A 21,149-nucleotide genomic window follows, 5' to 3' on the forward strand; every position below is an offset into this window, starting at 1 on the left:
TCACGGCGTTCACTTATTCGACGGACGCGCGTGACCATGAAACCTCTCACACTCAAAGCCTTTTCCAACCTGACTTCGGTCGTCTGTTTCGTTTGCGCGGTGGCGTTCGCCGCCGCCTCTCTCGGCCTGTACACACTCGTCGGCCAGTTGGACCGCCAGATCGACATGGTCGAACGGCAGTCCGACCCGAACGTGATCGCGATGAACGAGATCGTCGGAAACCTCGGCTTCGGCGGCATGATCCATGCCTTCAAGAACCACCTGTTGCGCGGCGGCGAAGAGATTCGGGTCTTCGACCAAAGCACAGGGGCGATCCTGTCGAACCTCGACAAGCTGGAACGGCAGCTCGGCGCCGCGCATGAGGCGGACATCGAAGCGGTCCGCGCGATGGTCGAAGACTATGCCGCTCAGATCGAAGTGGTGCGCAGGATCCGGGCGATGGACGATCAGGTCGAAGCCATCGACAGGGTGGTCCGCGTCGATGACAGCCACGCGGCCGCCGCGCTGGACAATCTGCGCAAGGCGGTGATCGAGGACGGTGAAAGCACCAAATGGAAAGTGCTGTTCGAGTTGCGCCGCGCGCTTGGCTACGACGGCATGATCCATCACTTCAAGAACTACGTGCTGCGCAAGTCGCCGGACTACCAGACCCAAGCGCGCGCGGCCATCGACAGGGCGCTGCTGGCACTCGAAGCCTATCGCTCCTTCGGGGTGAACGAGGCGGAAGCCGCCGCGCTTGATGATCTGGCCGGAGTCATCGTCGATTTCCGCGTCAATCTGGACATCGCCGCCGAGATGATCGCGGCGGGCGCGACCGCCGCCGAACTCGACGCCGCCGTCGGTGTGACCAAGGATGCCGCCTATGCCGCGTTCATCACGCTCGGCAAGCAGATCCAGTTGGAATACCGCGCCTGTCTGGCCGATCTCCACGCGCAGATGGCGCTGCTGAAACAAGGGGCCATCGCGATGGCGCTGGTCGTCTGTCTGGGCGTGATCGGCTTCAGCCTTGGCCTTCACTTCGTGATCGAACGCATCGTCGTTCGCCCCGCCGCCGCCATCGCGCAGGGTCTGGGCGCCCTTGCGGCGGGCGAAACCCATGTCGACCTGTCCGCCTACGCGAGCGACACCGAGATCGGGCGCATCGCCCGCGCGTCGCGCCGGTTTCGCGAGGCGCTGGTGGACAATATCCGCAAGTCCGAGGATCTGCGCGGCCTGTCCCTCGAACGCGACGACATGCTGCGCGAGCACGCCCGCATGGTGGCCGAGCGTGCGGAATACACGACCAAGCGCGCGGCGTTGGAACGGCTGCGGGCCGACGAGCAGGAAGACCTTCAGAACCTGCGCGATGCCATCGGGACGGTGATCGAGAACCTTGAGAACGGCATTTTCAACTACCGGATCGACGAGGTTTATGAGGCGACCCATCTTGGCGGGCTGGCCCGTGACATCAACCGAATGCTGTCACGCATGGACGAGGCGTTTCGCGCGCTGGCGAAGGCCGTGGTGGCGGGGGATCAGGCGCTGCCCGTCGGACCCGATCCGGAAGATGTCCGGGCCGCGACGCTCATGCGCGAATCGATGACCCATGCGCTCCAGACTCTGAACGACGCCATCGAAGAGGTGCAGCGCGGGGCCGAGATGCTGCGCTACGCAAAGCCCTGAAACGCGAACGGGGGCGTCGCCGCCCCCGCCTGCATCGCCGATCCGGCCCGGATCAGAAGTGGATCGCCCGGCCGTAGGCGTCGAGCACCGACTCGTGCATCATTTCGCTCAAGGTCGGATGCGGGAAGACGGTCGCCATCAGATCCTCTTCCGTGGTTTCAAGCTGGCGCCCGACCACGTAGCCTTGGATGAGCTCGGTCACTTCGGCCCCGACCATATGCGCGCCCAGCAATTCGCCGGTCTTGGCGTCGAACACCGTCTTAATCATCCCCTCCGGTTCACCCAGCGCGATGGCCTTGCCGTTGCCGATGAAGGGAAACTTGCCGACCTTGACGTCGTAGCCCAGATCTTTCGCCTTGGCTTCGGTGTAGCCGACGCTTGCCACCTGCGGGTTGCAATAGGTGCAGCCCGCGATGCTTTCCGGTTTCACCGGATGCGCGTGCTGGCCCGCGATCAGTTCGGCGACCATGACGCCCTCGTGGCTGGCCTTGTGCGCCAGCCAGGGCGCGCCCGCGATGTCGCCGATGGCATAAAGCCCGTCCACGCCCGTGCGGCAGTATTCGTCGGTCACGACATGGGTGCGGTCGACCTTGACCCCAATTTCGTCGAGCCCGAGACCTTCGACATTGCCGACGATCCCGACCGCGGAAATGACCGTGTCGAACTCTTCCGTCTCGGTCTTGCCGCCCTTCTCGATGTGGGCCGTGACCTTGCCCTTGCCGCGGTCCAGCTTGGTCACCGTCGATTTCTCGCGGATCTTCATGCCCTGCTTTTCGAACTGCTTCTTGGCGAAGGCCGAAATCTCGGCATCCTCGACCGGCAGCACGCGGTCCATGACCTCGACCACCGTCGTGTCGGCCCCGAGCGTGTTGAAGAAACTCGCGAATTCGATGCCGATCGCCCCCGACCCGATGACCAGAAGCTTTTTCGGCATCCGAGGGGGCTGGAGCGCGTGCTTGTAGGTCCAGACCAGATCCCCGTCGGCTTCGAGCCCCGGAAGGGTGCGCGCCCGCGCGCCCGTGGCGAGGATGGTGTTCTTCGCCGTCAGCGTCTCGGTCCCCTTGTCGGTCTTGACCGCGACCTTACCCTTGGCGGGGATCGACCCGTCGCCCATGACGACCGTCACCTTGTTCTTCTTGAGAAGGTGCGCCACGCCGCCGGAAAGCTGCTTGGCCACGCCCCGCGACCGCTGCACGACCGCGTCCAGATCGTAGCCCGCCTTTTCGACCGACAGGCCGAAATCCTTGGCCCGGTGCATGAGGTGATAGACCTCGGCCGACCGCAGGAGCGCCTTGGTCGGAATGCAGCCCCAGTTGAGGCAGATACCGCCCAGATGCTCACGCTCCACCACCGCGACCTTCAGGCCCAGTTGCGCCGCCCGGATCGCGGCCACGTAGCCCCCCGGACCGGAGCCGACCACGATCACGTCAAAGCTGGTCTCAGCCATCGATATCTCCCTCGCGAAAAAGTAGTTTACCCTTAAACTATTTCTGCGGGACGATCAATCGCCACAGAAAACCCAGCAAAAACAAGGTCCGCCAGCGAAACCGGCGGACCCGTATAGTCTAGACGATTCGGTGAGTTGGGTCAGGCGGACATTTCGCGCAGCATGGCGCCGTAACCGCCCTGTTCGACGAAGGCCGCCTCGGCCCCGGTCGTCGTGCGCGCAAGTGCGTCGTTGCGATACGGGAACCGCCCGAAGCGGCGGATGACTTCGCGGTGGACCTTCGCATGAAGAAGGTTGCCCGCCCCGGTCTCGGGCATCCGCGTCAGCATCAGCCGCACACAGCGATCCTGATCGATCAGGTTCTCGGAATGCATGAGCGGCATGTAGAAGAACTGGCGCGCCGGTTCGTCGATCTTCATGTCCCAATTCTTGTCGATGGCGCATTTCGCCGCCGCAAGCGCCACCTTGTCGGTCGAAAACGCCTTGCCCGACCCCCGGAACATATTACGCGGGAACTGGTCGAGCAGGATGATGTAGGCGAGCGTTCCACTGGGATAGGTCAGCCAGAGCGAATATGCGCCCCGCGTCGCCTCGCGCCAGGCATCGCCGAACCGCTCGACCACAAGGGCGTCCAGATCGTCCGTTCCCTCGTACCAGCCTTTCGGGCCGATCTCATCCAGCCAGAAGCTGAGTATCTCCTCGGGGTTGGCCATGACACCCTCCTCGCCCTCGCCTGTCCCTAGCCCGACGTTACAAAGTTTTTACGTTCGGACAAGGGGACTTAGGCTCAACGCATGTCGCTTTCTGCATGTGTGGCATCTTCGCTTGCCTCCGCAGCCTCCTCGACGGCGTCCGCATAGAATTCCTGCGCCACCTCCATCGCGACGGGCGAGGCCTGCGGCGACAGGGCCGCATAGCTGACGGTCGAGTCCACCGAAGCCGACGGGCGACGGGTCGTGCGCCAGAGGCCGTAGAGGACGACGAGCGCCAGAAGGAAGCCGATGACGAAGAAAAAGCCCTCGGCCCCCATCGGCCCCATGATCCACCCGACCGCGAGCGGCCCGGCAATCGCGCCGACGCCGTTGACGAACATCAGCCCGGCCGAGGCCGCCGACATATCCTCGTGATCCAGAAAATCATTCGTATGCGCGATGAGGAGCGCGTAGAGCGGCCCGAGCATCCCGCCGATGAAGAACGCCGCGACCAGCAGGATGGCATAGACCGGGAACAGGTATCCCGCGACCGATGCCGCCACGGCCACGCCCGCCGTGATGATGATAAGCAGCCGGCGGTCGACCCGATCCGAAATGAACCCGATGGGATATTGCAGGACCATGCCGCCGACATAGAACATCGCCACGAACAGCGAGAGCTGCTCGACCGTCAGCCCCGCCTCGGTGCCATAGACCGCCGCCATGCCGAACATGGCCGCATAGGCGCCGCCGACCAGCAGCATCCCCATGACGCCGAGCGGCGAGTTGTTGAAAAGCTCGCGCAGGGTCATGCGCCGGGCGGTGTCGAAGGCGGGTGTCGGCGAGATCGACAGAAGGATCGGCGCGAACGAGATCGACACCAGCACCGAGGGCAGGATGAACAGCACGAAACCGGAGGGATCGCCCAGCACGACAAGGCCCTGCGCGGCGATGACCCCGATCATTTGCACGATGAGGTAGAGGGCAAGCGACTGGCCACGCGTCTCGTTCGTCGCCTGATTGTTGAGCCAGCTTTCCGCCGTGACGTATACGCCCGAGAAGCAGAACCCGATGAACAGGCGCAGGAGCGACCACGCGATCGGGTTGGTCAGCGTCGGATAAAGGATGAGCACGGCGGAAATGAAACTGCATAGCGCCGCGAAGACGCGGACATGGCCCACGCGGCGGATCAGTTCGGGGGCGGCCCGCGACCCGAACAGGAAGCCTGCGAAGTAGCTCGACATCACCACGGACATCTCGAAGGTCGAAAACCCTTCGAGCCCGCCGCGAATACCCAGGAGCGTGCCCTGAATGCCGTTGCCGACCATCAGGAACATGATGCCCAATAGCAGGGCCCAAGAACTGGATAGAACCTGAATCATCGCACGCTCCTTGCCGGTGGTGCCCCCCGACTAACAGCCATCACGCTGGGGTGCGAGCCTTGCGCGACCCTTCGGCGGCGTTTCGCGTCAGAGCGACGTGACCCAGAGGATCAGGGCATCCTCCGGCGAGATCGAAATGACGTTGTGACCCATGGAGGCGTCGTAATAGGCGCTGTCGCCGCGCCGCATGTCGACCGGCTCGTAGAATTCCGTAATCAGGCGGATTTCACCCGTGAGGACGTAAAGAAATTCTTCGCCGTCGTGGCGCACCCATCCGTCGAATTCATCGAAGCTGCGGGCGCGCACACGGGCGCGGTAGGGCAGCATCGCCTTCTTGGTCAGGGCACCGGCGAGCAATTCGTGCTCGTACGTGGCGGTCGGATGCGCCTGCCCCTCGCCGGTCTTGGTCACCGTCATCCGGCCGGACACCCGCGCGTCCTGCGGCGGGGTGAAAAGCTGGGGCACCGAGATCTCGAGCCCCACCGCCAGTTTCTTGAGCGCCTCGAAGGTGGGCGACATCTGGCCGTTCTCGATCTTGGACAGGGTCGAGCGTGCGAGCCCCGCCTGATTGGCGGCCTGTTCCAGCGTCCAGCCGCGCGACTTGCGCAGGTCGCGCACCCGTTCGCCCAGATCCAGCGGTTGCGGATCGGGCGCGGACCCGCCGCTTTCGCGGGCGAGACGGATCAGGCTGGGCATGGTTGGGTTGTTTTCGGCCATGCGCCGTTTTATGCCGGAAGGTCAGGCTATTGCAACTGGCCTGCGGGCTGACATAGCTGTGCGCATGGACGCGATCTACCATTCACAGCCCGACCTTCCGCCGCCGCCCGACGCCTTCAACATGGCGGCCTATGTTCTGTCCGGCGGGTCCGGGACGCCCGACAAGCTGGCGCTGTCGGTTCTGGGCGAAGCCCGCGACGACTGGACCTATGCGCGTCTGACCCGCGCGGTGCGCGCCATCGCGGGCGGCCTTCTCACACAGGGGCTGGTTCCGGGCGACCGGGTGCTGCTGCGTCTGGGAAACACCGTGGAATTTCCTTTGGCCTTTCTCGGCGCCATTGCCGCCGGGCTGGTTCCGGTCCCGACCTCGTCGCAACTGACGGCCCGCGAGATCACGGGGATGGCCGCGCAGATCGACCCCGCTTTGATCGTGGCGGGTGCGGGGGTGGCCCTGCCCGATCCCCTGCCCTGCCCGGTCCTGACGGAGGCGGCGCTTCACGACCTTGCCACGGGTCCAGAGGCTGCGTTCGCGATGGGCGACCCGAACCGCCCGGCCTATGCGATTTTCACCTCCGGCACTTCCGGCAAACCGCGCGCCGTGCTGCACGCCCATCGCGCGATCTGGGCGCGGCGGATGATGTGGGAGGGTTGGTATGGTCTGACGCCGGAGGACCGGCTGATGCATGCGGGCGCGTTCAACTGGACCTATACGCTGGGCACCGGGCTGATGGACCCGTGGTCGCGCGGCGCGACGGCCTTGATTCCGGCACCCGGCACGAACTCAAAGGCCCTGCCCGACCTCATCGCGGCGGAGCGGGTGACGATCTTCGCCGCTGCGCCGGGGGTTTATCGGCAGATGCTGCGCGGCGAGATGCCGGACGCGCCGGACCTGCGCCACGGTCTGACGGCGGGCGAGAAGCTCGCCGACCCGATCCGCGCGGCGTGGGAGGCGGCGACCGGCACCACGCTTCACGAAGCGTTCGGCATGTCGGAATGCTCCACCTTCGTCTCCGGCGCCCCCACCCGGCCCGCGCCGGCGGGATGCCTGGGCTACCCGCAGCCGGGCCGCAGGGTCGCGGTTCTGGGCGCCGACGGGCCGGTGGCCCGAGACGTGCCGGGCGTGCTGGCGATCCACCGCGACGATCCGGGGCTGATGCTGGGCTACGTGGGTGCCGAGGACGAGACCCGCGCGCGTTATCAGGGTGAGTGGTTTCTCACCGGGGATTCGGTCCTGATGACGGAAGACGGCGCGATCCGGTATCTCGGGCGCGACGACGACATGATGAACGCGGGCGGTTTCCGCGTCTCTCCGGTCGAGGTCGAAAGCGCCATGGTCCTCTATCCCGACGTGCACGAGGCGGCGGCGGTCGAGCTGTCCGTCTCGGCCACGGCCAAGGTGATCGCCTGCTTTTACGTGCCGGAACCGGGGGCCGCGCCGGATGAAGCGGCACTTACGGCCCATGCCCGCGACACCCTTGCCCATTACAAATGCCCACGAGTGTTCATCGCCGTCGATGCACTTCCCAAGGGCGCGAACAACAAGCTGCTCAGGCGCGCCTTGAGAGCACAGGCCGAGGCGGGAGAGTTCGGGGCCGTCGGTCGCAAAGGCTGATGGGTCCGGTTTTTCGGGACCACAAAAGCCGGACCGCACGTGCAGGTGACAATTGGGCGCGGGCGGCGTAGGAGTCGTACATGCTGAAACTTTACATCTTCTCCGACCCGGTCTGCCCGTGGTGCTACATCGGCAAGGCGCGGCTCGACCGTGCGCTCGAACAGCGCCCGAACCATCCGTTCGACATCGAATGGCATCCGTTCATGCTGAACCCCGACATGCCGGCGGGCGGGATGGACCGGCGCGCCTATCTCGAGGCCAAGTTCGGGGGCAAGGAGGGCGCGGTTCAAGCCTATATGCCGGTGGTCCGTGAGGCCGAGGCGAGCGGGCTGAACATCAATTTCGACGCGATCGCCCATCAGCCCAACACGCTGGACGCGCACCGTCTGATCCATTGGGCCGGGCTGGAACAGCGGCAGACCGCGATCGTGTCACGGCTGTTCAAGGCCTATTTCGTCGAAGGGCGCGACATCGGCGACCGCGGCGTTCTGGCCGACATCGCCGAGGGTGCGGAGATGGATCGTGAGATGATCCTGCGGCTTCTGGAAAGCGGCGCCGATGCGGACGACATCCGGGCGCGCGACATCGATGCGCGGGAAAAGGGCGTGAACGCGGTGCCGACCTTCGTGATCGCGAACCAGCATGTCGTGCCGGGGGCGCAGCCCACCGATCTGTGGCTCAAGGTGATCGACGAAATCGCGGCGCAGGTTCAGGGCACGGCCTGAGCGCACAACGCGCGTGCATCGGCGGGGCTGGCATTCGCGCGCTCGCGGATATATGCCGATAGCACACAAATTCCGAAGGCACATGTCCTACACCTCCGCCCCCACCAAACGTATCGGCACGCTGGAGCTTGTCGCGATCCTCGCGGGTCTCATGTCCCTCATGGCGTTCACCACGGATTCCATGTTGCCCGCGATGACCGATATCGCCGCCGAGATGGCGCGTGACGACAAGTCGCGCACGCAATACCTCGTGAGTATCTTCCTGCTCGGCGGCGCGGCCGGGATGCTGCTGTTCGGACCCTTGGCTGACAGCATCGGACGGCGCGGCGCCCTTGCAGCCGGGATCGGGACATACGTGGTGGCCGCCATCGCCGGCGTGTTCGCCCCATCGCTCGAACTTCTCATTCTGTCCCGGTTCTTCATGGGGTTCGGGGCCGCCGCCGCCCGCATCGTCTCCCAGACCGTGACACGCGACCTTTTTTCGGGGGCCGAGCAGGCGCGGATCGCCTCGCTCATATTCATGTTCTTCGTCGTCGTCCCGGCGGCCGCCCCCCTCTTGGGGCAGCAGATCATCTTTTTCGTGGGCTGGCGGGGCCTGTTCGGTGTCTATGTCCTGTTCGGGCTGCTCGTCCTTGGCTGGTTCCTTCTGCGCCAGCCGGAGACGCTTGACCCCGCGCACCGCCGCGCCTTTCGGATCAAGCCCATTCTGGCCGCCGCACGCGAAGTCCTGACGACGCCTGTCTCGCGCCGCTATCTTGCCGTGCAGGTCCTGATGTATGGTCAGTTCATCGCCTATCTGAGTGCGGCAGAGCAGCTTTGGGTCGATGCGCTTGGCGTGGGCGACATGTTCCCGGTCTACTTCGCGATCATCGCCCTGTTGTCCGCCGGCGCCGGCTTCATCAACAGCCGGCTGGTCATGAAGGTCGGAATGCGGCGTATGCTCATCGCCGCCTTCGGATCTCAGACCGTCTTCGCCACTCTTGCGTTCGGCTTGTGGACGCTGGGCGGGCTGGAAACCGCAAGCGATCCGGTTCGGATCGGCGTCTTCATGGCTTGGACGCTTTCGCTGTTCTTCATCAATGGTCTGACGCTGGGCAATGTAACGGCGCTCGCGATGGAGCCGCTGCCGCATGTCGCGGGCACCGCCTCGGCCGTGATCGGGGCCTTCGGTATGGGTCTGGGTATGCCCATCGCCGCCGCCATCGGTCAGGCCTTCGACGGAACGCCCCGGCCGATCATGCTGGGCGCGGTGGGATGCTCGTTTCTTGCACTGTCACTGGTGCTGACCGACATGGGGCGCGAGCGGAAAGCCTGACCCGGGCGTGGCTCAGGCTTTCGCCTTTTTCTTCTCGGCCACGACCTTTTCGGCCAGATCGCGGGCGATGGCGAAGGCGCCTTTGATCTTGTCCGAGTCCTTCTTCCAGTCGCGCCGCACGATGATCTTGTTGTCCTTGACCTTGGCCAGCCCGTTCTGCGCCTGCATGAACTCGACCAGCCCGGTGGGCGAGGCGAACTTGTCGTTGTGGAACTGGATCGTCGCGCCCTTCGGCCCACCATCCAGCCGCGCGATCCCCGCCCGTTTGCACATCGCTTTGATGCGCACGATCAGAAGCAGCGTGTTCACCTCTTTCGGGAGCTTCCCGAACCGGTCGATCAACTCGGCGGCGAAGCCTTCAAGCTCGACCTTGGTGGTCAGGTCCGACAGGCGGCGATACAGGCCCAGCCGCACGTCCAGATCGGGCACGTAACCCTCGGGGATCATGACGGGGACGCCAAGGTTGATCTGCGGCGCCCAGGTTTCTTCGTAGTCGGTAAGGCCTTCGAGTTCGCCGGAGCGGATCTTGGCAATCGCCTCCTCCAGCATGTGCTGGTAAAGCTCATAGCCGACCTCGTTCATGTTGCCGGACTGCTCCTCGCCCAAGAGGTTGCCAGCCCCGCGAATATCAAGGTCTTGGCTCGCGAGCGCAAAGCCCGCGCCAAGACTGTCGAGCGAGCCCAGCACCTTGAGCCGCTTTTCGGCCCCCGGCGTCAGCGGCACACGCGGCTTGGTGGTGAGGTAGCAATAGGCACGGGTCTTTGACCGGCCCACCCTTCCCCGGATCTGGTAAAGCTGGGCCAGCCCGAACATATCGGCGCGCCAGACGACCATCGTGTTGGCGGTCGGAATGTCGAGTCCGCTTTCCACGATGGTGGTCGCGACCAGCACATCGAACTTGCCGTCGTAAAAGGCGTTCATCCGGTCGTCGAGCTCGCCCGCCGCCATCTGCCCGTTGGCGGTGACGAAGCTGACCTCGGGCACCTGCGTTTCGAGGAATTCTTCGATCTCGCGCAGGTCTTTCACGCGCGGGACCACGACGAAACTCTGCCCGCCGCGGTAGTGCTCACGCAACAGCGCCTCGCGCACCGTCACGGTGTCGAACTCGGATACGTAGGTGCGGATCGACAACCGATCCACTGGCGGCGTGCCGATGATCGACAAGTCGCGCACGCCCGTGAGGCTCATCTGAAGCGTGCGCGGGATCGGCGTGGCGGACAGGGTCAGCACATGCACGTCCGAGCGCAACTCCTTCAGCCGCTCCTTGTGGCTCACGCCGAACCGCTGTTCCTCGTCGATGACCAGCAGGCCCAGATCCTTGAACCGTGTGCCTTTGGCCAGCAGCGCATGGGTGCCGACGACGATATCGACGGTCCCGTCCTTCATCCCCTCGCGGGTGCGGTTCGCCTCGCCTTGGCTCACGAAACGGCTGAGTTGGCTCACCTGTATGGGAAAGCCCCGGAAGCGTTCCGCGAAACTCTTGTAGTGCTGACGCGCCAGCAGCGTGGTCGGCGCGATCACCGCGACCTGTTTGCCGCTCAGCGCCGCGACGAAGGCCGCGCGCATCGCCACCTCGGTCTTGCCGAAGCCCACATCGCCGCAGATCAGGCGATCCATCGGGCTGCCCGCCGACATATCCTCGATCACGTCCGCGATGGCCGAAAGCTGATCGTCCGTCTCGGTATAGGGGAAGCGCGCCGCGAATTCCTCCCACGCGTGATGCGGGGCCTCCATCACCGGGGCCTTGCGCAGGCTCCGTTCGGCGGCAAGCCGGATCAGCTTGTCGGCAACCTCGCGAATACGCTCTTTCAGCCGCGCCTTCTTGGCCTGCCACGCGCCACCGCCCAGCTTGTCGAGAAGCCCCTGTTCATGCCCGTATTTCGACAGAAGCTCGATGTTCTCGACGGGTAGATACAGCCGATCCCCGCCCGCGTATTCCAGAAGCACGCAGTCATGCGGCGCCCCAAGCGCCGTAATCGTCTCGAGCCCGCGATAGATACCGACGCCATGATCGACGTGAACGATCAACTCGCCGGGACTGAGGCTTTGATGCTCGGTCAGGAAGTTCTCGGCCCGCCGCTTGCGCTTGGGCGCACGGATCAGGCGGTCGCCCAAAACGTCCTGCTCGGATATGACCGTCAGGCCCGGCGCTTCGAACCCATGCTCCAGCGGCCACACGGCGAGGTAGAGCCCGCCCTTTCCCGCCGCCACGTCGCGGAAATCGGTGATCTCGGTCTGCGCCGTCAGATCCTCGTCCGATAGAAGCCCGCCGAGACGTTCGCGCGCGCCTTCGGAATAGGAAGCGACGACAACCGGCCCCTCGTCCCGCCGCGCCCGGATATGGGCGGCCAGCACTTCGAACAGATTGATCTTTTCCTGCTGCCGTTCCGGCGCGAAATTCCGGCCGATCCGCCCGCCGCCGTCCACGACCCCCGGCCCGGTCTGGCGCGGCAGTTCGGTCAATTGAATGGCGCGCATCTGGGCCAAGGCCGCGGTCCATGCGTCCTCGTCCAGATAAAGCAGGTCCGGCGGGCACGGCTTATAGACCGTGTCCAAGCGGTTCTTGTCGCGCATCGCGGCGCGGCGCGTGTCGTACTGGTCCGCGATCCCTTCCCACCGCGCGATGCGGGCGGGGCCGGTCTGATCGTCGAGCATCACGCTCGCCCCCGGCAAATAGTCGAACAGGGTTTCGAGCTTTTCGTGGAAGAAGGGCAGCCAGTGCTCCATCCCAGAATGCTTGCGCCCCGCGCTCACCGCCTCGTAAAGCGGGTCGTCCGATCCGCCCGCGCCGAATTCCACGCGGTAGTTCTGCCGAAACCGCGCGATCGCGGCCTCGTCCATGATGATCTCGGACACCGGCGCCAGTTCGATGGCCGACAGCGTCTCGGTCGTCATCTGGCTGACGGGATCGAACCGCCGCGCACCGTCCAGCACATCCCCAAAGAGGTCGAGCCGCACCGGACCCGCCTCGCCCGGCGGGAAAATGTCGATGATCCCGCCGCGCACCGCGAAATCGCCCGGCTCGGTCACCGTCGGGGCCTGCGCGAAGCCCATGCGCACAAGGAACGCGCGCAGCCCGTCCACGTCGATCCGGCTGTCGACGGTGGCCGACCAGCTCGCTTCCGCCAAAACCTCGCGCGCCGGAACGCGCTGCGAGGCGGCATTCAGGGTGGTGAGCAGAATGAAAGGCCCCGGCATCCCGTGGGCCAGCGCCGCCAGCGTCGCCATGCGCGCGGCGGACACGTCGGCATTGGGCGACACCCGGTCGAACGGCAGGCAATCCCAACCCGGAAAGGTCAGCGCCGTGACATCCGGTGCGAAGAACCCCAGCGCCGCCTGCATCGCCGCCAGCCGTTTGTCGTCGCGGGCGACATGCACCACGGGGCCGCCGGTCTTTTCCAGTTCTCTGGATACAAGGAGGGCGTCGAATCCCTCGGGCGCGCCCGATAGCGTGATGTGATCCCGGCTGGCCATGTGGGTGGGAGGTAAACCGCCCGGCAGCGGTGTCAATGCCCGATTGGCCGCTACTGCCCCAGCGCTCCGTAGGTCATGTTCTGATACATGCCCCAAAGCGCGGTCACGAAGATCGCGATCATGCCGACGAACTGCGTCATGATCCGGTGGCGATGCATGAACTTGCGTAGCGGCTGGCCCGACAGGGCGGTGTCGCGAATGACGCGCGCCGAATTCACCGACAGCGCCCCCACGACGATCATCGGCGCGCCAAGCAGGAACACCGCCTGCGCGAACTCCACGTCATAGTAAAAGCCGAGCATCGCCAGCCCGGTCATCAGCATCGCGCCGAACCCGACGATCCAGAGGCCGGACACCCCCGCCACGTAAAGCAGCCGGTTGCAATTAATGCGCACCATGTCCTCGAGGTCGATCTCGGCCTCGCCGCCATGACGGCCCGCCCGCTGGATCATGTCGTAAGGCACGCCCAGCACGTAACGCGAGGTCTGGGACCAGACTGCCGCCAGCGCGATCCAGTACCAGAGGTTGGAAAAGCTCCTCATGTCGATGAGCTCGAAAACGGCTGAATACCAGTCCACCGTGCTGCCTGTCCCGTCTTGGCGGTTGTTTTGCGCGACCATACGCGCGTGATCCGCGCGGCGCCACCCCTTGAGGGCCGGGTTTTGCCGTGGCAAGGAAAGCGAACCCAGAAGGATGCAGACATGACACGCACAACCGCCCCCTTCCCGACCACCCGCCTGCGCCGCAACCGCCGCTCGCCCGCCCTGCGCGCGCTTGTGCGCGAGACGACGCTGACGGTGGACGACCTGATCTGGCCCGTGTTCCTGATGGAGGGCGAGAACGAGACCTACGACATTCCCTCCATGCCCGGCGTGAAACGGATGACGACCGACCTCGTGGTCAAAGCTGCGCGCGAGGCGCATGATCTGGGCATCCCGGCGATCTGCCTGTTTCCCTATATCGAGCAGTCGGTGAAAACCGAAGATTGCGCGGGCGCGTGGGATGCGGACAACCTGTCTAACCGCACCACCCGCGCGATCAAGGACGCGGTGCCCGACATCGCGATCATGACCGACATCGCGCTCGACCCCTACAACATCAACGGCCACGACGGCTTCGTGGTAGACGGTGAAATCGTGAACGACCGCACGGTCGAGGCGCTCGTGAAGATGGCGCTGGCGCAGGCCGAGGCGGGCGCAGACATCCTCGGCCCCTCCGACATGATGGACGGGCGCATCGGCGCGATGCGCGCGGCGCTCGAAGCCGAAGGGCACCAGAACGTCTCGATCATGTCCTATTCTGCCAAATACGCCTCGGCCTTCTACGGCCCCTTCCGCGACGCGGTCGGCGCGTCCGGTGCGCTGAAAGGCGACAAGAAGACCTACCAGATGGACCCCGCCAATTCGGACGAGGCGCTGCGCCTCGTCGAACGCGACCTGATGGAAGGCGCGGACATGGTCATGGTGAAACCGGGTATGCCCTATCTCGACGTCTGCCGCCGGGTGAAAGACAGCTTCGGCGTGCCGACCTACGCCTATCAGGTGTCGGGCGAATACGCGATGTTGCAGGCGGCGATCCAGAACGGCTGGCTCGACAGCGAAAAGGTCATGATGGAAAGCCTCGCGGGCTTCAAACGCGCGGGCTGCGACGGCATTCTCACCTATTTCGCCCCCGAAGCCGCGAAGCTCCTGAACGGATAAGCGAAAACCGCGCCCCCTTCTCTGTTTCACAAATACTTCGGGAGGTCTGGAGGGCAGCGCCCTCCAGAGCCGCCACAGGCGGCTTGTGGCGGCTACGCTTCGGCCTTTTCCGCCAGCGCCAGCCATTCCTCTTCCGAGGCCGCCAGCTTTTCCTGCCGCTCCACCAGCGCCTCGGTCGCCTTCTTGAACTTGACCGGCTCGCGCGTGAACAACTCCGGGTCCGACAACAGCCCTTCGAGCTTGCCGATCTCGGCCTCCAGCCGTTCCATCTCCGCCGGAAGCGCCTCCAGACGGTGCTTTTCGGTGAAAGACAACCCGGCCTTCTGTGGCTTGGCCGCGGGCTTCGGCTCGGCCGGTTTGGCCGCGGGTTTCGCCTTCTCGACCGGGGCCGATGCGCCCTCGGTGCGCTGCGACAGGTAATCCGACCAGCCGCCCGCATAGACCGTGGCCCGCCCGTCGCCCTCCATCGCGATGGTGGTCGACACGGTCCGGTCGAGGAAGTCACGGTCGTGGCTGACGAGAAGCACGGTGCCGTCGTAGTCCATGATGAGTTCCTGAAGCAGGTCCAGCGTCTCGACGTCCAGATCGTTGGTCGGTTCGTCGAGGACCAACACGTTCGACCTCTTCGCCATGATCCGGGCGAGGATCAGCCGCGCCTTCTCACCCCCCGACAGCGAACGCACGGGCGCACGCGCCTGCCGTTCGTCGAACAGGAACTCCTTCAGATAGCCGACCACGTGCTTGGGCTGCCCTCGCACGAGGATCTGATCGGCCTTGCCCGAGACGCGCATTTCGGGATCGCCCGCAAGGTTCTCCCACAGGCTCGCGTCGTCGTCCAAAGTCGCGCGGTTCTGGTCGAACACCGCCATTTCGATGCCCGTCCCAAGCGCAACGGTGCCGCTGTCCGGTGCTTCTTCCCCAATCAGCATTTTCAGAAGCGTGGTCTTGCCCACGCCGTTCGGGCCGACCAAGGCCACGCGGTCGCCCCGGTTCACGAGGATCGAGAAATCCTTGAGGATCACCTTCCCGTCGTAAGCCTTTGAAATGCCTTTCGCGTCGATCACCTTGCGGCCCGATTTGGGCCCCGCCTGCAACTCCATCGCCGCAGCGCCCTGCCGCTTGATCTGTGCGGCCCGCTCGGCCCTGAGATCGCCAAGCGCGCGCACCCGGCCCATGTTGCGCTTACGCCGGGCCGAGATGCCTTCGACCGCCCAACGCGCTTCGGCCTTGATCTTGCGATCGAGCTTATGGCGCTGCATGTCCTCGTCTTCCCAGACCTTGTCGCGCCAGGTCTCGAACTTGGCGAACCCTTCCTCCTGCCGCCTGACCTGCCCCCGGTCGATCCACAACGTCGCGCGGGTGAGCGCGTTCAGGAACGCCCGGTCGTGCGAGATCAGGACGAACCCGGCCCGCGTCGTGGACAGTTCGTCTTCGAGCCACTGGATCGCCTGAATGTCGAGGTGGTTGGTCGGCTCGTCCAGAAGCATCAGCTCCGGCGCTTCGGCCAAGAGTTTCGCCAAGGCCGCGCGCCGCCGTTCCCCGCCCGATGCGGTCGCCACGGCCACATCCGGGTTGAATTTCAGCCCCTCGGCCACACGCTCGACCCGGTAGTCCTCTCCCGCGTCCAGCCCGCTCGCGGCGAAGTCGCCCAGCGTGGCGAAGGCCGACATATCCGGGTGCTGCTCCATATAGCCCACGCTGATCCCCGGCGGCAGGATGCGTTCGCCGTGATCGGGTTCGACCATCCCGGCCATGACCTTCATCAGCGTGGATTTTCCCGACCCGTTGCGGCCGACGAGGGCCACCCGGTCGCCGGGCTGGACCACCAGCGAAAGGTCGTGAAAGACGGGATCGCCGCCGAAGGTCAGCGAGATGTCGTTGAGTTGAAGAAGCGGTGCGCGTGCCATGCCGCTCACCTAGTCCCGGCCCGTGCCCTCGTCAATCGCCCGCCAGCAGCCGGAGCGCACGCGCCCGACCCGGCGGCACCTTGGCGATCTCGACGCCCGTGAAAACGTGCAGCGTGTTCATGGCGCGATCGACGACCAGATGGTCCGACACCCATCCCCCCATGATGAGATAGGTTCTGAGCAAGGGCGGCATCTGACGTTGCGCCTGCCCCGCGTCCCAATTGCCGTGGGGCAAGGCGACCGTCTCGCCCGCTTGCGCGGCGAGGTTCAGATGCGCGGGCGCAAGGTGCCGGTCGCGCAGCAGGCCGAGCGCGTCGGCGTAGGGTGCGGGGTCATTGCCATGAAACGACGAACACCCGAACAGGAGCGCGGCCGAGGCCCCGTCCACGATCCGGGTCATGGCGGCCCATGCGATGCGCACGACGTCGGGATCGTGTTCCTCGGGCGCAAGGCAGAATCGCCCCATCTCGATCATCGGGCCGTCGATGGTGGCGAGGCCCGCAAGGTCGTAGAACTGGCCCGAATAGCCCGACCGGGCCGCCGTGCCATCCGCGAAGCTCTGGAAGCGATAGGTCGCGACGAGCGCCCCGTCGCGCTCTACGAGCACATGGTCGCAATCCGCGTCGAACGGGTCGATGTCGCGCGTGTCCGTGGCACCGCCGCGAAAGGCACGCTGGCGCAGGTGTTGCGCCTCGGCGACCTCGGACTCGTTCTCCGCCAGCCGGACCGTGAGACCCGCACGGGACAGGATCGCGCCCATGACGCGGGCCCCGTCAGCCGCCGACGATATCGTCGAGGTTGATCTTGCCGATGTTGCCCAGAAGCTGCCGCAGGAAGCCGATGCCGCGGGTGTTCGACGTGGTCACACGACGTGACAGCACGACGACGTTGCCCTCTTCCAGCCCGAAGCGTTCGATGTTCTCGACGACGCCCGCCTCGGTGAAGGTGATGCGCAGAACCTCGCGGTCGATCTCTTCCTTCTCGCGGTAGCCGACCTGCTCGAACCGAGACTGGACGTAATACCACGCCTCTTCGGTGAGCAGACCCGCAGCCCCCGGCTTGCCGACGATGGCCGCCACGGTTTCGCGCGTGTCGAGGCCAACCATGATCTCTTCCACGTCCTGATCGGTCGGAAGATACCCGTGGTTGGAATAGATCGGAGTGCAGGCCGAAACGGCCACAGTGATGGCCAGGGCAGCCATAAGGCGCAGGATCCCCGCCTTCGTACCGGTCGCGGTCATACTGCCCCCCTTGCCTTGCCGCTTATTCTCTTGCACCAAGTTCATATTGAATGATTGCGCGGCGTTCAAGGAACGAAAAGGCAAATGACGGCATCTGACGGCAAGATAGAGTATGGACCGGTCCTTCGCGTGGCAGATTTGGACAAATCCCGCCCGCGTGAGATCGAAGTGAGCCTGAACGAGCGGCAGTTGAAGGCTCTGGCGGACGAGTTGGGAATCGACGATCTGCGCAAGGTCCGGTTCACCGGAACGCTGAAACCGCTGTCCAAACGCGACTGGCGCTTCACGGGTCACATCGGCGCCACGGTGGACCAGATGAGCGTCATTTCCCTCGATCCCGTCACGACCCGGATCGAGGAAGACGTCGAGCGGACATGGATCGCGGGGCTCGAACCGACGACCGCCGACGAAAGCGAAACGCCCGAGGACGTGGATCAGGAACCGCTCGGCACCGAGATCGACATGGGCACGGTGCTGGCCGAGGCGCTCGCCCTTGCCCTGCCAGACTATCCGCGCGGCGACGAGGAAGAGATCGGCGAGCAGGTCTTCACCGAACCGGGGAAAGAGGCGATGACCGACGAGGATGCAAAGCCCTTCGCCGGGCTTGCGGCCCTGCGCGACAAGCTGACCGGAGAAGGCGGCGACGACTGAGGTTTCGCAGGTCTTTGCGCCCGCGTTTGAAACGCGCGCGCCCCATGCATATCTCCGGTTTGTCCGAGGCCCAGCCGCCCCCCGCGAAAACCCTTGCAAAACAGGAGAATCGCAGTATGTTCCGGCCCTCTTTCAAAAGATGGGTTGGAACCGTGCGTTTAAGCGCGTAAGAGGCGGTCAGACTCGCGAAAGATGAGACTGGAACAACGGGCTTCGGCCCCTGACGAAACAGGGCAACGACACCGAAGCCCCCGCAAACATCGAGGTTGAGACATGGCTGTCCCTCAGAACAAAGTCACCAAGTCGCGCCGCAACATGCGCCGCTCGCACGACTCGCTCGTGGCTGACAACCCCAACGAATGCCCGTCCTGTGGCGAGCTGAAGCGTCCGCACCACGTGTGCCCGTCCTGCGGCCATTACGCCGACCGTGAAGTGGTCGCGATGGCCGACGAGGTGGACTTCGACGACGAAGACGCGGCGTAAGCCTGACACGAGGCCTGCCCCATGACGGAAACGACGGACCCCGGTTCCCGGACGTCGGCCTCCGCACAGGGGCTGCAACGCATTATCATTTCGGTCGACGCGATGGGCGGCGACCGCGGGCCGGCGGCTGTTGTCGCCGGTCTTGGTAAATCCGCGCGCAAGAACAAGCACATCGGGTTCATCCTGCACGGCGACAAGGATGAGATCGAACCGCTTGTGGCCAAGCGCCCGGAGCTCAAGGGCATCTGCGAGGTGCGCCATGCCGAAGGCGTGGTGACGATGACCGACAAGCCGACGCAGATTCTGCGCACCGGCAAGAACACCTCGATGTGGTCCGCCATCGACAGCGTGAAGAACGGCGAGGCCGAGGTCTGCGTGTCCTGCGGCAACACCGGCGCGCTGATGGCCCTGTCGATGATGCGCCTGCGCAAGCTGCCGGGCGTGTCGCGCCCCGCGATCGCGGTGTTCTGGCCCTCGCGCAACCCCATCGGCTTCAACATCATGCTCGACGGCGGCGCCGACATCCGCGCCGACGAAATGGACCTGCTGCAATACGCCCTGATGGGCGCGTCCTATGCCCGCAACGGCCACGGCATTCAGCGCCCGCGTGTCGGCCTGCTCAACGTCGGGACCGAGGAGCACAAGGGCCGGGCCGAGATCAAGGCCGCCGCCGACCTCATCACCGACGCGGCCCCGGTGGCGAATTTCGACTACATCGGATTCGTCGAAGGGGGCGATCTGCTGTCCGACCGTGTGGACGTGATCGTAACCGACGGGTTCACCGGAAACGTGGCGCTGAAGACCGGCGAAGGCACCGCTAAGATGGTGAACGAGGCGCTGAAAGACGCGTTCCTCGCCACGCCCCTGTCCCGCATCGCGGCATTGCTCGCGACCACGTCGTTACGCCGCCTGAAAAAGCGGATGGACCCGCGCCGCTCGAACGGCGGCGTGTTCCTCGGCCTGAACGGGACGGTGGTGAAAAGCCACGGTTCGGCTGACGCAACCAGCTTTTCCGCCGCAATCAAGCTCGCCTTCGACCTCGCGCAGTCGGGCTTCAACGAGAAGCTTGCGGCACGGGTTGCATATACCCCCGGAGACACCCAAGATGCGCCAGCGTTGATCGAGAAGAAGGCGAGCGCAGAAGAATGACAACACGCGCTGTGGTCCGCGGAGTCGGGCACTACCTGCCCGAACGGATCGTCCCGAATAGCTGGTTCGAAGAACGGATCGACACGTCGGACGACTGGATTCGGTCGCGAAGCGGCATCGAACGGCGCCACTTCGCAGCCGAGGGCGAAACCACGTCCCAGATGGCCATCGCCGCCGCCAAAGAGGCGCTGCGCGACGCGGGCATGGGCGTCGATCAGGTCGATACGGTGATCGTCGCGACCTCGACCCCCGACCTGACATTCCCCTCCTGCGCCACGATGGTTCAGGCCGGCCTCGGCATGACCAAGGGCTTCGCCTTCGACGTTCAGGCGGTCTGCGCCGGGTTCGTCTTCGCGCTGGCCAACGCCAATGCGCTGATCGTATCCGGTCAGTCCAAATGCGTGCTGGTGATCGGGGCGGAAACCTTTTCGCGTATCCTCGACATGGAAGACCGTTCGACCTGCGTTCTCTTCGGCGACGGGGCCGGCGCCCTGCTGATCGAGGCCGCGACCGGCACGGGCGAGAACACCGACCGGGGCATCCTGTCCTCGGACCTGAACTCGGACGGGCGTTACCGCGAGATGCTGTATGTCGATGGCGGCGTCTCGACCACCGGGACGGCGGGCAAACTGCGGATGCAGGGTAATCCCCTGTTCCGGCAGGCCGTCGAAAAGCTCGCCGCGACCGCCGATGCGGCCTTGGGCAAGGCCGGGTTCACCCATGCCGACGTCGACTGGATCGTGCCGCATCAGGCCAATATCCGGATCATTCAGGGCACGGCCAAGAAGCTCGACATGAGCATGGACAACGTGGTGGTGACGGTTCAGGACCACGGCAACACCTCGGCCGCCTCGATCCCGCTTGCACTCTACGAGGGCAAGAAACGCGGCCAGATCCGCGAAAACGACGTGGTCGTGACCGAGGCCATCGGTGGCGGTCTTGCCTGGGGCGCCGTCGTTCTGCGCTGGTAATCGGCGCTTTCGCGCCAGATC

General features: G+C 65.1%; 18 protein-coding genes. 9 read left to right on the forward strand and 9 right to left on the reverse strand.

Translation table 11 applies throughout. From position 1 onward, the window contains the following. The first annotated feature begins 36 nt into the window (after positions 1–36). Complete coding sequence (locus FCT00_RS17105) at positions 37–1,662, forward strand: hypothetical protein (RefSeq protein ID WP_138423990.1); 1,626 nt, start codon at positions 37–39, stop codon at positions 1,660–1,662. Positions 1,663–1,714: 52 nt separating this feature from the next. On the opposite strand, the gene lpdA is transcribed toward FCT00_RS17105, so the two are convergent. From lpdA to FCT00_RS17125, 4 genes are all read right to left on the reverse strand, one after another. After that, positions 1,715–3,109 carry a dihydrolipoyl dehydrogenase gene (lpdA, locus tag FCT00_RS17110; protein ID WP_138423991.1) on the reverse strand — a complete coding sequence of 465 codons (1,395 nt, stop codon included), beginning with the start codon at positions 3,107–3,109 and terminating at the stop codon, positions 1,715–1,717. A gap of 140 nt (positions 3,110–3,249) precedes the next feature. After that, entirely contained in the window at positions 3,250–3,822 is a 573-nt protein-coding gene (locus tag FCT00_RS17115; protein ID WP_138423992.1) for a DUF924 family protein, read from the reverse strand. 74 nt (positions 3,823–3,896) lie between these two features. Next, positions 3,897–5,183, reverse strand: a complete 1,287-nt coding sequence (locus FCT00_RS17120) for an MFS transporter (protein ID WP_040884420.1) — start codon at positions 5,181–5,183, stop codon at positions 3,897–3,899. Positions 5,184–5,270: 87 nt separating this feature from the next. Next, positions 5,271–5,900: a helix-turn-helix domain-containing protein gene (locus tag FCT00_RS17125; protein ID WP_138423993.1), complete on the reverse strand. Its 630-nt coding sequence runs from the start codon at positions 5,898–5,900 to the stop codon at positions 5,271–5,273. A 64-nt stretch (positions 5,901–5,964) separates the two neighbouring features. Between FCT00_RS17125 and FCT00_RS17130 the strand changes: the two genes are divergently transcribed. The 3 genes from FCT00_RS17130 to FCT00_RS17140 all read left to right on the forward strand — a co-directional run bounded on the left by FCT00_RS17130 (position 5,965) and on the right by FCT00_RS17140 (position 9,552). Beyond that, positions 5,965–7,512 (forward strand): class I adenylate-forming enzyme family protein, encoded by a 1,548-nt coding sequence (locus FCT00_RS17130; protein ID WP_138423994.1) that lies wholly within the window; start codon positions 5,965–5,967, stop codon positions 7,510–7,512. A gap of 80 nt (positions 7,513–7,592) precedes the next feature. Next, positions 7,593–8,237, forward strand: coding sequence for a DsbA family oxidoreductase (locus FCT00_RS17135; protein WP_138423995.1), 645 nt, complete (start codon positions 7,593–7,595; stop codon positions 8,235–8,237). Positions 8,238–8,319: 82 nt separating this feature from the next. Further along, entirely contained in the window at positions 8,320–9,552 is a 1,233-nt protein-coding gene (locus FCT00_RS17140; RefSeq protein ID WP_171043029.1) for a multidrug effflux MFS transporter, read from the forward strand. A gap of 12 nt (positions 9,553–9,564) precedes the next feature. On the opposite strand, the gene mfd is transcribed toward FCT00_RS17140, so the two are convergent. Together mfd and FCT00_RS17150 are read right to left on the reverse strand one after the other, a co-directional pair. After that, positions 9,565–13,026 carry a transcription-repair coupling factor gene (gene mfd, locus FCT00_RS17145; protein WP_138423997.1) on the reverse strand — a complete coding sequence of 1,154 codons (3,462 nt, stop codon included), beginning with the start codon at positions 13,024–13,026 and terminating at the stop codon, positions 9,565–9,567. A 50-nt stretch (positions 13,027–13,076) separates the two neighbouring features. Further along, positions 13,077–13,646, reverse strand: a complete 570-nt coding sequence (locus FCT00_RS17150; RefSeq protein ID WP_008329215.1) for a hypothetical protein — start codon at positions 13,644–13,646, stop codon at positions 13,077–13,079. 81 nt (positions 13,647–13,727) lie between these two features. Here FCT00_RS17150 and hemB point away from each other — a divergent pair, with 81 nt between their 5' ends. Next, the gene (gene hemB, locus FCT00_RS17155; RefSeq protein ID WP_138423998.1) at positions 13,728–14,726 is read left to right on the forward strand and encodes a porphobilinogen synthase; all 999 of its coding nucleotides are present in this window, start codon (positions 13,728–13,730) and stop codon (positions 14,724–14,726) included. 92 nt (positions 14,727–14,818) lie between these two features. On the opposite strand, the gene FCT00_RS17160 is transcribed toward hemB, so the two are convergent. The 3 genes from FCT00_RS17160 to FCT00_RS17170 are packed head-to-tail and all read right to left on the reverse strand — an operon-like array spanning position 14,819 to position 17,874. Continuing rightward, the gene (locus FCT00_RS17160) at positions 14,819–16,633 is read right to left on the reverse strand and encodes an ABC-F family ATP-binding cassette domain-containing protein (protein WP_138423999.1); all 1,815 of its coding nucleotides are present in this window, start codon (positions 16,631–16,633) and stop codon (positions 14,819–14,821) included. Between the two features lie 31 nt (positions 16,634–16,664). Beyond that, positions 16,665–17,393, reverse strand: coding sequence for a GNAT family N-acetyltransferase (locus tag FCT00_RS17165; RefSeq protein WP_138424000.1), 729 nt, complete (start codon positions 17,391–17,393; stop codon positions 16,665–16,667). Positions 17,394–17,406: 13 nt separating this feature from the next. After that, on the reverse strand, positions 17,407–17,874 hold the full coding sequence (locus FCT00_RS17170; RefSeq protein ID WP_040884422.1) for an outer membrane protein assembly factor BamE: 468 nt from the start codon (positions 17,872–17,874) through the stop codon (positions 17,407–17,409). Positions 17,875–18,003: 129 nt separating this feature from the next. On the opposite strand from FCT00_RS17170, the gene FCT00_RS17175 reads away from it, so the two are divergent. The 4 genes from FCT00_RS17175 (at position 18,004) to FCT00_RS17190 (ending at position 21,128) form a co-directional block, all read left to right on the forward strand. Then, a complete protein-coding gene (locus tag FCT00_RS17175; RefSeq protein ID WP_235889151.1) occupies positions 18,004–18,525 on the forward strand; it encodes a YceD family protein in 522 nt (173 codons plus the stop codon). 273 nt (positions 18,526–18,798) lie between these two features. Continuing rightward, entirely contained in the window at positions 18,799–19,008 is a 210-nt protein-coding gene (gene rpmF / locus FCT00_RS17180; RefSeq protein WP_008329231.1) for a 50S ribosomal protein L32, read from the forward strand. Positions 19,009–19,029: 21 nt separating this feature from the next. Beyond that, a complete protein-coding gene (gene plsX, locus FCT00_RS17185) occupies positions 19,030–20,157 on the forward strand; it encodes a phosphate acyltransferase PlsX (RefSeq protein WP_008329232.1) in 1,128 nt (375 codons plus the stop codon). After that, entirely contained in the window at positions 20,154–21,128 is a 975-nt protein-coding gene (locus tag FCT00_RS17190) for a beta-ketoacyl-ACP synthase III (protein WP_138424002.1), read from the forward strand. Before plsX ends, FCT00_RS17190 begins: the two co-directional genes overlap by 4 nt. Positions 21,129–21,149: the final 21 nt, after the last annotated feature.

The sequence above is a fragment of the Maritimibacter alexandrii genome (assembly GCF_005871115.1).
Taxonomy (GTDB): domain Bacteria; phylum Pseudomonadota; class Alphaproteobacteria; order Rhodobacterales; family Rhodobacteraceae; genus Maritimibacter; species Maritimibacter alkaliphilus.